This is a genomic window from Pseudomonas sp. NBRC 111132 (assembly GCF_001320565.1).
Taxonomy (GTDB): domain Bacteria; phylum Pseudomonadota; class Gammaproteobacteria; order Pseudomonadales; family Pseudomonadaceae; genus Aquipseudomonas; species Aquipseudomonas putida_P.
Window position 1 is genome coordinate 42,483 of sequence record NZ_BCBI01000041.1, and the last position, 12,320, is coordinate 54,802.

At 60.9% G+C, this 12,320-nt stretch carries 11 protein-coding genes; 5 read left to right on the forward strand and 6 right to left on the reverse strand.

Annotation, left to right across the window (positions count from 1 at the left end):
- Window positions 1–9: 9 nt before the first annotated feature.
- Window positions 10–774, reverse strand: coding sequence for a COG4705 family protein (locus APH35_RS19085; protein ID WP_012272236.1), 765 nt, complete (start codon window positions 772–774; stop codon window positions 10–12).
- A 76-nt stretch (window positions 775–850) separates the two neighbouring features.
- On the reverse strand, window positions 851–1,255 hold the full coding sequence (gene dksA / locus APH35_RS19090; protein ID WP_012272235.1) for an RNA polymerase-binding protein DksA: 405 nt from the start codon (window positions 1,253–1,255) through the stop codon (window positions 851–853).
- A 390-nt stretch (window positions 1,256–1,645) separates the two neighbouring features.
- Here dksA and APH35_RS19095 point away from each other — a divergent pair, with 390 nt between their 5' ends.
- Window positions 1,646–2,083 (forward strand): DUF4440 domain-containing protein, encoded by a 438-nt coding sequence (locus APH35_RS19095; protein WP_060515278.1) that lies wholly within the window; start codon window positions 1,646–1,648, stop codon window positions 2,081–2,083.
- Here APH35_RS19095 and APH35_RS19100 read toward each other — a convergent pair.
- The 3 genes from APH35_RS19100 to APH35_RS19110 form a co-directional block, all read right to left on the reverse strand.
- Window positions 2,062–2,703 carry a dTMP kinase gene (locus tag APH35_RS19100; RefSeq protein WP_060515279.1) on the reverse strand — a complete coding sequence of 214 codons (642 nt, stop codon included), beginning with the start codon at window positions 2,701–2,703 and terminating at the stop codon, window positions 2,062–2,064. The two genes, APH35_RS19095 and APH35_RS19100, sit on opposite strands and share 22 nt — an antisense overlap.
- 115 nt (window positions 2,704–2,818) lie before the next feature.
- Window positions 2,819–3,922, reverse strand: a complete 1,104-nt coding sequence (locus tag APH35_RS19105; protein WP_060515282.1) for a DmpA family aminopeptidase — start codon at window positions 3,920–3,922, stop codon at window positions 2,819–2,821.
- 12 nt (window positions 3,923–3,934) lie between these two features.
- Window positions 3,935–5,299: an APC family permease gene (locus APH35_RS19110; protein WP_060494150.1), complete on the reverse strand. Its 1,365-nt coding sequence runs from the start codon at window positions 5,297–5,299 to the stop codon at window positions 3,935–3,937.
- Between the two features lie 195 nt (window positions 5,300–5,494).
- Here APH35_RS19110 and APH35_RS19115 point away from each other — a divergent pair, with 195 nt between their 5' ends.
- The gene (locus tag APH35_RS19115) at window positions 5,495–6,286 is read left to right on the forward strand and encodes a helix-turn-helix transcriptional regulator (RefSeq protein ID WP_060494151.1); all 792 of its coding nucleotides are present in this window, start codon (window positions 5,495–5,497) and stop codon (window positions 6,284–6,286) included.
- A 1-nt stretch (window position 6,287) separates the two neighbouring features.
- On the opposite strand, the gene APH35_RS19120 is transcribed toward APH35_RS19115, so the two are convergent.
- On the reverse strand, window positions 6,288–7,076 hold the full coding sequence (locus APH35_RS19120; protein WP_012272229.1) for a helix-turn-helix transcriptional regulator: 789 nt from the start codon (window positions 7,074–7,076) through the stop codon (window positions 6,288–6,290).
- Between the two features lie 161 nt (window positions 7,077–7,237).
- Between APH35_RS19120 and APH35_RS19125 the strand changes: the two genes are divergently transcribed.
- The 3 genes from APH35_RS19125 (at window position 7,238) to APH35_RS19135 (ending at window position 12,182) form a co-directional block, all read left to right on the forward strand.
- Window positions 7,238–8,059 carry a carbon-nitrogen hydrolase family protein gene (locus tag APH35_RS19125; protein WP_060515280.1) on the forward strand — a complete coding sequence of 274 codons (822 nt, stop codon included), beginning with the start codon at window positions 7,238–7,240 and terminating at the stop codon, window positions 8,057–8,059.
- A gap of 97 nt (window positions 8,060–8,156) precedes the next feature.
- Complete coding sequence (locus tag APH35_RS19130) at window positions 8,157–9,479, forward strand: APC family permease (RefSeq protein ID WP_012272227.1); 1,323 nt, start codon at window positions 8,157–8,159, stop codon at window positions 9,477–9,479.
- Between the two features lie 159 nt (window positions 9,480–9,638).
- Window positions 9,639–12,182, forward strand: a complete 2,544-nt coding sequence (locus APH35_RS19135; protein WP_060515281.1) for an HWE histidine kinase domain-containing protein — start codon at window positions 9,639–9,641, stop codon at window positions 12,180–12,182.
- Window positions 12,183–12,320: the final 138 nt, after the last annotated feature.

A 12,320-nucleotide genomic window follows, 5' to 3' on the forward strand; every position in this document is an offset into this window, starting at 1 on the left:
TTATTTTGATCAACGGGCGAGCCGTTTGGACTGTTCGGCGCTGAACTGGGCAACGCCGACCAGGATGAAGATGACGCAAAGGAACAGTGCACTGGTCCAGGTGGCCCCCATGCCGAGGCCGCCATATGCGTGCGATTGAGTCAGCAGGTCGCCCAGGGAAGCACCAAGTGGTCGAGTCAGAATGTAAGCCACCCAGAACACCAGCACCGTACTGGCGCCCAGTCGCCAGGCGAGCACGCAAACGGCGATCAATACGGCAAAGATCACCACGCCGATATCAAAGCCAAGCCCCAACGCTTCGGTAGCCAGGTCACCGCCAGCAGTGCCTAGCGCGAAAGTACAAAGCACGGTGGTCCAATAGAAAAGCTCGCGCCTGGCGGTAACGATCTCGCGTATCGACAGGTTGCGCTCCAGCACGTACCAGATCGCAAAGTTGGCAGCCAGCAACACCGAGAAAAACGCTGTGCTGGCGTAAAGGCTGATGTCCAGTTCGTCGGTCAGGATGTCGGTGATCTGGGTGCCCAGAATGCTCACCAGCACCACGCACAGCCAGTAAATCCAGGGTTCACAGTGGCGCTTGCGCAACTGCAAGGCCAACGCACCCGCCAGCAGCACGGCCATCACCGCACTGGTGATGGCCAGCCCCCAGCCTACGTCGACGGCGAGAAAGTCGGCGAACGTTTCGCCCACCGTGGTGGACATGATCTTGATGATCCAGAAGGACAGCGTCACTTCCGGTACTTTGTTGAGCCAAGTGCTGCTCGGCGCATTCATCGAGTAACCTCCTCAGGTTCCAAAGGGGTATCCGAGTGCGAGGTTACCGTTGAACACTTAGATCAGGCTGAGCGCCTCAGTCATCGCGTATGTGCCGCTCCCTGCGCTCTTGCCGCTCCTTGGCCTCAATGCTCAGCGTCGCTGTTGGCCGCAGCAGCAAGCGTTTCAGGCCGATGGGCTCGCCAGTGTCCTTGCACCACCCGTATTCGCCCCGAGCAAGGCGCTGGAGGGCTTCGTCGATCTTGTCCAGCAGCTTCTTTTCCCGCTCGAGCAGGCGCAACTGCCATTGCCGTTGCTCCTCCACAGTGCCCAGGTCGGAAGGGTCACTGCTTGGCTCGAATGTGCGCATGAGTTCGAACTCGCTGGAGATTCGCGCTTGTAACACTGTGCGCTGCGACAGCAGCAGGTCACGGAAGAATGCCTGCTGCGAGGCATCCATGTAGGCCTGTGCAGGCATGCGAAGCAGCTCTTGTTCGTTCATCGCTATCACTCTTGCGTCAGGTTCAAAAGGGTCAGTGCCGCTGTGCATTGAATGCCAGAGGCAACCCTTGACAGTGTTCGTTCAACACAACGCCGAAAGTGTATGCAGCACCAGCGGCAACCCCAGATGCTGCTGGCGATTTTCTCGATGCGTGCGCAGGTAACCCGGACGTCTGCATCGGAAACCTTGCCTTCGTTCACCAAGCGGGCATTCCTGACAAGGATTCGGCTCATGCAGGAGCTTCCTTTTGGTTCCTGCCCACCACGAGGTGTTCGCACTTGAGGGACATGATCTGAAACTTGTCTCGATAATGTTATGTTATAACACATTATCTCATCCCGGCATGAACATGCCACCCATCCCTTTTGAACCTTATGTGAGCAAGCCCCCATGAGCGCTACGCCTACCGCAGCCCAGAACATTGAACCCTATGCCGACACCGAACTGGCCTGCCTGGCGGGTGCCAAGGCGGCGCTTTATCGGTGGGCTGCAACGGTAGCCACGCGTGACGTGGACCAGGTGCTGGCACTGTATGCGCCAGACGCCATTCTGGTGCCGACCTTGTCCAACCAGGTGCGCGATTGTGATGACAGCCGACGCAACTACTTCGACAACTTCCTGGCCAATGATGGGCTGGTGTGTGACGTTCAGGTGTTCAAGAAGCGCGTCAGCCGCAAGCTCGGCACCGTGGTGGTCGGCGGGCTCTACACCTTCGTCTACCGCAATGGCGGTGAGCAGCACGTGGTGCCGGCAAGGTTTTTGTTCACCTTTGAACGCATTGATGGGCAATGGCTGATCACAGGCCATCACTCATCGGTCGAGGCTTGAGTCCATTTCATTCGCAGTACTCGATCAATCTCGCCAACCAGTTGCCGTGTGGCCGCCTCGATCGTCCCTTCATTGCGGCACAGCACCCAGCCGTGCGCTGCAACCGCCCGCTCGAACGCCTCGGTACAGGCCACCTGCTCATCCAGGTTGTGGATCACCGTGCTGCCCAGCCCGCGCGTGCGGGCCGCAGCCCTTGCCCATGAAGTTTCTGGGGCGGTGACAACCCCGACATGCAAATCTGGCACTTGCACGCTTCGTTCAAGGTTCAGGCGCAAGATATGGTCAAACGGCACAGTGCGGCGGAACGCAGCGTCAGAGGGGTACCAGCGATCAATCAGGATGATGCTGTCAGCTGGCTGCCTAGGCAGTACATGTCGGGAAATCCACGCACGGCTTTCAGCAAAGCGTTCGCACACCCTGAACTCCAGGTCCTGGCAAGGGCTTCTGGCGAGCTGGTTGACCAGGGCCATGGTTTCGCGCCGGTAGGGGTCGTTGTTTCTTTCGCAAAGACGAATCACCTTTTTTCCTTCCACCCTCAGGGCCTGGGTAACGGCTTCCAGCAGCGTGGTCTTGCCGGTGCCCTTGGGGCCATCGATGGAAACAAATAGCGGGCGGTTCATCTTTCAATACCTGTTGGCTCAGGCGCGGGATGAGACCACCGATCACCGCCTGCATACAAGCAATTATCGAAAGGAGAACATCTGTACTCCCCAGGTATACGCACTTCCCCAAATATCAACCTTGAGCCTGCCAGCCCACTTGTTCGAGGGCCATCAGTAAGCGTGCCCCCTCAAGGCCAGGCACCTCTCGCCCATCTCCTGCCAGCATCGACCTGCCTGCCAGGATCGCGTTGACAATGGCTTCCTCCACGGCCTCGGCCGCCGCGGCGAACAGCGGCGAAATATGGTCGTTGTTGACCATCGCCACTTGCGCGGTCACCGGCAGATCGCGGCGGTTGTAATCGGCAGGCGCCAGCCCGGTGTTCCCCGTCGAGAAGGCCAGGAAGATGTCGCCACTGGAGTCATCGGTGCCGCCCCCGGTGCGGGCAATGCCCAGCGCAGCACGTTGCGCCAGGCGTTGACATTGATGTGGCAGCAACGGTGCATCGGTGGCCAATACCACCACGATCGAGCCCATGCCAGGGGTGTCCTGCTGGTCAAATGGCGAAGGGAGGCCAAGCAACACCCGGCCCACGGGATAGCCATCCACCCGCAGCTCCCGACGCTGGCCATGATTGGCCTGAACGAAGGCGCCCACCGTCCAGCCACCCTGCTCTGCCAGCAACACCCGTGACGCCGTACCAATCCCGCCTTTGAACTCATGGCAGATCATCCCGGTGCCGCCGCCTACGGCACCCTCGGCCACCGGCCCGCTGCATGCTGCCCCCAGCGCTTGCTGAACCAGGTCCGCGTTGACATGCTGGCCCCAGATGTCGTTCAACACGCCGTCGTAGGTCTCCATCACCACCGGCATGCACCAGTAGGTCGATGCGTCCGCCAGGGTCGCATGCTCGTGGGCGATCAGCGCGTCGCGCACCACCCCAACGCTGTGCGTGTTGGTGGTGGCAATGGCGGTCGTCAACAGGCCCGCTTCACGAATCCACTCCAGGCCTGTGGCATCGCCATTGCCGTTCAATACATGGCAGCCGGCAAAACAAGGCTGATGGCGCGCCGGGCCTTCGCGGGGCTCGATGACACTGACACCGGTACGCACAGGTTTTCCGTCATGGGTCGTGTTCAGGGTGGCGTGGCCAACCCGTACACCCGGTACATCGGTGATTGCGTTGTACGGGCCTGGTTGACCAAGGCCCAGCGTGATACCGAAGTCGCGTGCTCGCATCATGTCTCTCGCTCAAAGTTTCTGAAACGCCGGGCTCAACCTGCCATATGTGCCATACAGCAACATGGAGGTAAGCAGAAGCCCGACAATGATGAAGATGTCCCGGGCCGAAGCCGCACTCAGCAGGGTCGTCAGCAGGTAACCGGCACCGGTCACGGCAGCCAGTGCCGGCAACGGCCACAGCGGCATACGGTACGGGTGCTCGCGATCACGGCGCAGTACCCGGCTGAACAGTGCGCACAACCCCACGACCAGGTACACACAGAGGATCAGCAGTACGGTGAAAGACGTGAGTTCTGCCAGGTTGGAGCTGAAGGTCAGGGCCGTGGAAGGCACGGCAAGGAACAGCGTGGCCAACCACGGCGACTCCCACTTGGGATGAATGCGGGTGAATGTACGGTTCAGGGCCGGCATCCACAACGCATCCCGCCCGCTGCTGTAGATCACCCGCCCACTCTGGATCACCAGGGCGATGATGGCGTTGAACACCGACAGGAAAATCCCGCCACTCACCAGGCGCGACAGCGTTTCGTTGCCATGCGCCGTCAGCAGGTAGCCAATCGGGTCCGGGCTGGCCAGCATCGCCTCCAGCGAGGGCGCGCCGATCAGCAGTGCCAGCAGCGGGATCACTTCGATGGCCACCACCAGCACCAGTGACCACAGCACCGCCTTGGGGATGCCACGCCCGCCGCACTTCATGTCTTCTGCCAGCAACACTGCGCCGCCAAAACCATTGAAGGAAAACAACGCCGTGCCGACCGCACCAATCACCAGCGCCCAGGGTGCCGCATGCAGTATCCCGTTATCGAGCACCAGTGGGCTGACCAGGCTGGTGAGCGGTTGCTGGGCATGGCCGAAGCCCAGCACCACGATCACCATCAGCGCCGCTACCTCAAGCAACAGGCAGATGCCGGTAACCCATGCGTTCAACTTTATATTGAGGATACCCAGCAGATACCCCAGGGCGACAATCACCAGGGCCACCGCCTGCCCATCAAGCTGGGAGCCCAGCGCCGCATTCAAGTACGTGGCAGCCCCGGTTGCCAGTACCGGTGGAATGAACACCAGCATCGCCAGCACGGTAAGAAAGGTGGCGTAACCGGCCATGCCGCCAAATACCCGTTTGGCAAACACGTACTCTCCCCCGGCAGCACTGTGGGCGCGCCCCAGTTCGGCATAGCAAAGTGCAAACATCAGCGCCAGCACGCCACCGAGCATGAAGGCCCAGATCACCCCGGTACCTGCCTGGGCGATGGCAAATGGCGCGATGACGAAGACCGAGCTGGCGGGGGTAACCGAAGATACGGTGATGGCGACGACATCAGCGACGCTCAGCGTCGGTTTCAGTTTCGAGAGGGGTGCACTACAGGACGTCATTTGTTCATCCTCACGTTGTTGTTAGTGTCAGGAGGCAGAACCAGGAAACGAAACATGGCGAGCTCGACGGCCCGCTTGATGGGGATGAAATCTATGCGCCAGCGCCCAGTCGGACAATTCCCACTAAGGGGTACCCCCGGTTGACAGCTGTGGCAAAGCGAGCGCCAATGCCCTACCGCTTTCAAGGACGCCGTCGTGGACATTCTCTTTCATGAAGTTGCCGCTCATACCGCGTTGGCCAGAGCGATCGAGCAGATTGGCAGCCCGCGCTTCTGGCGCCAGCTGATCCTGGTGCTACGCCACTGGGTGCCGTTCGACAACGCACTGGCGATTCACTTCGCGGCCCATGGCGCGCCCCAGGTGCTTGAGGAATACGACGCCGCGCCAGCGCCGGCCGCAGGTGAGCTGTACCTGGACGGCCTGTACCTGCTGGACCCTTTCTACCAGGCCGCCCGCGAAGGCTTGGCCAGTGGTTGCTACCACCTGGAAGAAGTGGCCCCGGACCATTTCTGGCAAACGGACTATTACCAGAACTACTTCCAGGACCATGTGCTGGTGGACGAAATCCAGTTTCTGTTGCAGTTGCCGGACGGGGTGTTGTCACTGTCGCTGGGCATGCGCCGCGCTTTCGATGCAACGGAACTGGGCAAGTTCAACCTGGTCAGTGCCTGGGTGCTGGCCCTGCTTCAGCAGCACTGGGCGCGTAGCGACATCTCGGTGCCCGTGCGGCCACCGGTTGGCGATGCCTTGGCCAGGTTTGCCCAAGGCCTGTTGTCCGAGCGCGAGCTGGAAATTGCCCGCCTGATACTGCGCGGCTACTCGTCGAAGGCGATGGCGCAACGGCTGGGGATCTCGCCGGAGACCATCAAGGTGCACCGGCGCCACCTGTACGCGAAGCTGAACATCTCATCCCACCCGGAACTGTTTTCGATGTTCATCCGTGAGCTGGGGTTCACCGATGAACGCGCGGAGCCTACATCACCTTGAGTCAACCCAGCTGGGCCTGAAGAAACAGCGAAAACAACTCCGATTGCGACTTGATCCCCAGCTTGCTGTACATATGCTTGCGGTGCACCTTTACGGTTTCGACAGAGATTTCCAGCTTGCGCGCAATCTCCTTGCTCGAACAGCCGCTGAGCATCAGCCGGCCCACTTCCAGCTCACGTCCGGTCAGCGGCGACTGCATCTGCTCGACCTTTTCCTCCATGCGGCTTTGCCAGTGCGGCGCAGGCTTGGTGGCCGCCTCCAACAACTCTCGCTCGAAAGCCATGCGCTGGCGCATCAGGCCAGACACCCAAGGCCGCAACAGTTCCAGCAGGGTGACCTGTTCAAGGGTGAAACGGCGTTTGCAGCCAAGTGAAAGGCAAAGCGTACGTTGCGCATCCAGTTGCACGTTGAACTGAATTTCATCCGCTACCACGTTGAGGCGAAAGTAGCGCTGGTAGTAATCGGTCTGCTCGAAGCACTCGGGGGCGACGTCCGCCAGCCGCACCAGGCCAGATGCCGCAGCTTCGCGGCTGGCCACATAGAAGGGGTCCAGCAGGTACAGGCCGTTCAAGTAATCCTGGAACAGCGGATCAGGGTTGCCGTCCTCGCTGGGGCATTCGGCAAACACCTGCGGTTGCCCCGCCGAAAACAGCAGCGCGACCCAACTGTCGCAGGGCACGTATTCGTTCAACAGCCGCACCAGGGCAGGCCAGAAATGCGCTTTATCGAGCGTTTCGATCAGTTGGCCCACCGCTCGGTGCCAGGCAATGTCGTGCAGCGTAAAATTCATCCTCTACCCCTGCAGGGTTACCACGTGGGCGTAATACCCCCAGCGTGATCACCACCCCATAATCCGGGCTAGCTTACGCTGACCGAACCTTTACCGGGGTCGTTTTTTACGCCCCATGCCGCTTGCGCATGGTGGTTGAAGCAGACAGTCGAGGAATCCACATGAAGGTCGAACTGGTGCAACTGGCCGGTCGCGATGGCGACACCGCACACAATTTGCAGCGTACCATCGAGGCAATCAACAACTGCCACGCAGGTACCGACCTGCTGGTGTTTCCCGAAACCCAGCTGACAGGCTTCCCTACCGAAGACAACATTGGCCAGGTCGCCGAAACGCTCGATGGCCCGAGCATCACGGCCATTCAGCAGGCAGCCTGTGCGCGGGATGTTGCTGTAGTGGTGGGCATGGCCGAAGCCGCCGTCGACGGCAACTTCTACAACACCACCGTGCTGGTCACGCCGGAGGGCGTCGCCCTCAGCTACCGCAAGACCCACCTGTGGGCATCAGACTCCGGCGTGTTCACCCCAGGGGATCGCTATGCCACCACCCTGTTCAAAGGCGTGCGTGTCGGTTTGCTGATCTGCTTCGACATCGAATTCCCCGAATCCGCCCGCGCCCTGGGCCAGCTCGGCGCCGAGCTGATCATCGTCACCAACGGCAACATGGACCCGTATGGCCCAACTCACAAAACCGCCATCAGCGCGCGTGCCATGGAAAACCAGGCCTTCGCGGTCATGGTCAACCGGGTCGGTGACGGTGATGGCGGCCTGGTCTTTGCCGGTGGCAGTGCCGTGGTCGACCCCTACGGCCAGTTGCTATGCGAAGCGGGCCGTGGCGAGTGCCGCATGACCGTCGAGCTGGCCATGGAGCAACTGCAACAAGCACGGCGCGACTACAGCTACATCGCCCAGCGCCGTATTCGCCTGCCAGGTGAACTGCTCGAGCATGAAAACGGCCTGCGCGAATTGATCATCCCCTCCTGATACTCCGCCATTCAAGCCCCCTCACGGGCAAGCAAGGCCGCCAAGGACGGCAGCACGTTCGACTCTGAATAACAATCACAAGCTGGAGCAAGCAGTAATGGCCACACTCAAGCGAACACTTTCGCTGGGTTCGGTGGTGCTTTTCGGCATCGCCTACATGACCCCGATCATCGTCCTTGGCACCTTTGGCATTCTGGCGGATACCACCGCAGGGATGGTGCCCGCAGCCTACCTTGCGGCCGCCATCGCCATGCTGTTCACCGCCTTGAGCTATGGCAACATGGCGCGCGCCTTCCCGGTTGCCGGGTCCGCCTATACCTACGTACGCAAGTCGATCAGCCCGCAACTGGGCTTCATCACCGGTTGGGCGGTGCTGCTCGACTACCTGTTCCTGCCCATGGCGATCTGGCTGATTGGTGCCGCCTACCTGCACTCGGCTTTCCCCAGTGTGCCGCAGGCCATCTGGGTTCTGGCGTTCATCGCTGTGACCACCACCATCAATGTGATTGGCCTGCGCCTGGCGAAAACCGTAAACGGCCTGCTGATGCTCATTCAGCTTCTGGTGCTGGCGGCGTTTGTCGCCCTCGCCGTGCACTACGTGTGGGGTGATCCCACGGTACCGCTATGGACCCTCGAGCCCTTCTACAAGGAAGGTGCCCAGTTGCCGCTGATCATGAGCGGTGCCGCGATCGCCTGTTACTCCTTCCTCGGCTTCGATGCCGTCAGTACCCTGACTGAAGAGACCAAGGAGCCACGCAAGAACATCCCAAGGGCCATCCTGCTGATCACCCTGATTGGCGGCGGTCTGTTCATCGCCTGCAGCTACTTCGTGCAGCTGGCCCACCCGTCTACCGACTTCATCAACGCAGATGCGGCAGCCTATGAAATCGCCCAGAACATCGGCGGCGACCTGTTCGTGAGCGTTTTCCTGCTGGGGCTGATCGTTGGCCAGTTCACCTCTGGCCTGTCGGCTCAAGCCAGCGCCTCCCGGCTGCTGTATGCAATGGGCCGTGACGGTGTGTTGCCCAAGTCGTTCTTTGGCAAGCTGAGCGAGCGCTTCAGCACACCAGTGCCCAGTATCATCCTGTGCGGGGTCGTCGCCCTGCTCGCCTTGCGCATGGATGTGACCACGTCCACTTCGTTCATCAACTTCGGCGCCTTCCTGGCCTTCAGCCTGGTCAACCTGGCGGTCATCTTCCATTACTGGCTGGCCATGGGGCAACGCGGCGGCACAGCCGTACTTCTATACCTGGCATTCCCACTGGTGGGCTTGGTGTCCAACGTGTGGCTGATGGCAAGCCTGGATCACCTGGCAATCTACCTGGGGCTGGGATGGTTGTGCCTGGGCATGCTTTACCTGACCGCAATTACCCGCGGTTTCAGCAAGCAGCCACCCGAGATGCATTTCGAAGAAGCGTAGTGAATCACGTAACAGGTAAGGGGCCGGAGCATGCAAACCTCTCGGCCTTGCTTGCAAGCGCGCTTTCACCTGCCGTGCCCAAATGCGGCAATGCCTGCTAGTCTGACGGACGATGGAGGCCGTGCTGGCTGCCTCCCCTTTAGCCACAGGCACCGGCCAATGACCTTCAACCCCCAAGTAAACCTGACCAACTGCGACCGCGAGCCCATCCAGACGCCCGGCAGCATCCAACCCCACGGCTGCCTGCTGGCCTGTGATGCATCGGCGACCGTGGTCCTGCGCCATTCAGTCAACGCCCCGGATGTGCTTGGCATAACAGGCGATATCAAGGGCCAGAAGCTGCAAGCGGTGCTAGGGGACGAGGTAGCCCACACCTTGCGCAACGCGTTGGCCCGTACTCGCGAAGCCTCGCGCCCTGCACTCAGCTTCAGCGTTAGGCTGCCTAACGGCCAGGCTTTCGATGTCGCCGCCCACCTGTTCAAAGGCACTGCGATCCTGGAGTTCGAACCGGCCGGCGCCAGCATCGCCGAGCCTATTGAGCTGGCGCGAACCCTGATTGCCCAGCTGCGCGAAATCGAACAAACCAGCAAATTGTTCCGCGACGCCGCCCGCTTTGTCCGAGCAGTGCTTGGCTATGACCGGGTGATGATCTACCAGCTAGGCACCGACGGTGCCGGCAAGGTGGTCGCAGAGGCCAGGCGCAGCGACCTCGAAAGCTTCATGGGCCAGTACTTTCCCGCGTCCGACATCCCGCAGCAGGCCCGTGCGCTTTATCTGCGCAACCCGATCCGGGTCATTTCCGACGCCCAGTTCAAAACGGTGGCCATCGAGCCTGTCCTCGATCCGTCAGGCGAACCGCTCGACCTGTCCTACGCGCACCTGCGCAGCGTGTCGCCGATCCATTGCGAGTACCTGTGCAACATGGGCGTGGGCGCCTCGATGTCGATATCGGTGATCGTCAACAGCGAACTGTGGGGGATGATCGCCTGCCACCACTATGCACCCCGCACGCTGGCCATGGGGCAGCGGGTAGCCGCGGAGATGTTCGGCGAGTTCTTCTCCCTGCACATCGAGACCTTGCGCAGCCGGCAGAAGCTCGAAGCTGCCGTGCAGGTTCACAAAGCGCTGGACAGCATGCTGCGCGACGCCAACCAGACCGCTGACATCGATTCGTTCTTCCACGCACGCCTGCCACGGTTGATGTCGCTGATCCCCTGCGATGGCATCGGCATGTCGCTACAAGGCCGCTGGTCAACCGTCGGCCTGGCGCCGCCTAAAACGGCCGTCCCCGATTTGCTGCGCCTGGCAGACATGGTCAGCGAAGGCCGGACCTGGGCGTCCAACCGTCTGTCGATGGTATTACCTTCAGCCCAGGCATACTTTACCGAAGTATCGGGCGTTCTGATCATCCCGATGTCGCAGCAGCCGAGGGATTACCTGATCTTCTTCCGCAAGGAGGTGGTCGAGACGCTCGACTGGGCCGGGGACCCGAACAAGACCTACGACAGCGGCTTGCTGGGCGACCGCCTGACACCCCGCAAAAGCTTTGCCATCTGGAAAGAAACCGTTCACCAGCAGTCGCTGCCCTGGACCGAACAGGACCGCCAGTTTGGCGACTCCATCCGTACCGCCATCGTCGAAGTGGTGCTGTACAACAGCGAACTACTGGCCAGCGAGCGCACGAAGGCGGAAGTGCGCCAGCGCATCCTCAACGAAGAACTCAATCATCGGGTCAAGAACATTCTGTCGTTGATCGGCGCTCTGGTTGCCCACCCGACCTCGGAAAGCCAGACACTGCAGGACTACGTGGCGACACTGAAGGGGCGCATCCAGGCGTTGTCTCTCGCTCACGATCAAGTGGTACGTGGTGATGGTGGCGGGCGACTGGCCAAGCTGCTGGAGGCAGAGCTTTCACCCTACCGCACCGCCGCTGGGGTGATCGAGCTGCAGGGCCCGAATGTTACCCTTGATGCCCGCGCCTATTCGGTCATGGCTTTGGTGCTGCACGAGCTGGCAACCAATGCCGCCAAATACGGCGCGCTGTCGCGGGCTGGCGGCAAGCTTGCAGTGAGCTGGGCCATCGACGCTACCAACGCCTGTGCCATCAGTTGGCGTGAAAGCGGCGGGCCAACGGTTCGGCCACCTACCCGCAATGGCTTTGGCTCGGTGCTGATCGACCGCAGTATCCCGTTCGACCTTGGCGGCACGAGCGCGGTGGAGTATCACGCCGAAGGCCTGCAAGGGTTGTTCAAGATTCCTGCAATGCACCTTTCCGTGGCCGAGGCTGCCGAACCCGCGAGCCTGGCTGCGCCCATCGCACGTGCCAAGGATATCTTCGCAGCGCAAACAGGGCTGAGTGTGCTGATCCTCGAAGACCAGCTGGTGATCGCGATTGGCCTGGAACAGATTCTCAACGATGCGCAGATCAAGGACGTGATCACCGCCAGCTCCGAAGATGAAGCCTTGCGCTTGATTGCCAGTCGCACACCGGATGCCGCGATATTGGATGTCAACCTGGGCACTGGCACATCCATTTCTGTGGCCGATGAACTGGTGCGTCGGCAGATTCCGTTCCTGTTCGCCACCGGCTATGGCGACAGCATCAGCATTCCCGAGCACCTGCAGCACGTGCCCGTCACACGCAAGCCCTATGACGCCAATGCCATTCTGGCCAGCGTGAAACGGTTGCTCGATCTGGGCTGAATGGTTGTAGCAGCCTCGTGCTGCGAAAAGGCCCGTACGGCTGACAGTGATGTGTCGGCTATACGGGCCTCTTCGCAGCACAAGGCTGTTACAACAAGGGCACGGCGCCAGCCATGAAGTGGCGCCAGCCCTGTCAGG

Coding starts and splice junctions, on each gene's coding strand:
- APH35_RS19085 (WP_012272236.1), bottom strand. CDS start 774: ATGAATGCGCCGAGCAGCACTTGGCTCAACAAAGTACCGGAAGTGACG.
- dksA (WP_012272235.1), bottom strand. CDS start 1,255: ATGAACGAACAAGAGCTGCTTCGCATGCCTGCACAGGCCTACATGGAT.
- APH35_RS19095 (WP_060515278.1), top strand. CDS start 1,646: ATGAGCGCTACGCCTACCGCAGCCCAGAACATTGAACCCTATGCCGAC.
- APH35_RS19100 (WP_060515279.1), bottom strand. CDS start 2,703: ATGAACCGCCCGCTATTTGTTTCCATCGATGGCCCCAAGGGCACCGGC.
- APH35_RS19105 (WP_060515282.1), bottom strand. CDS start 3,922: ATGCGAGCACGCGACTTCGGTATCACGCTGGGCCTTGGTCAACCAGGC.
- APH35_RS19110 (WP_060494150.1), bottom strand. CDS start 5,299: ATGACGTCCTGTAGTGCACCCCTCTCGAAACTGAAACCGACGCTGAGC.
- APH35_RS19120 (WP_012272229.1), bottom strand. CDS start 7,076: ATGAATTTTACGCTGCACGACATTGCCTGGCACCGAGCGGTGGGCCAA.
- APH35_RS19125 (WP_060515280.1), top strand. CDS start 7,238: ATGAAGGTCGAACTGGTGCAACTGGCCGGTCGCGATGGCGACACCGCA.
- APH35_RS19130 (WP_012272227.1), top strand. CDS start 8,157: ATGGCCACACTCAAGCGAACACTTTCGCTGGGTTCGGTGGTGCTTTTC.
- APH35_RS19135 (WP_060515281.1), top strand. CDS start 9,639: ATGACCTTCAACCCCCAAGTAAACCTGACCAACTGCGACCGCGAGCCC.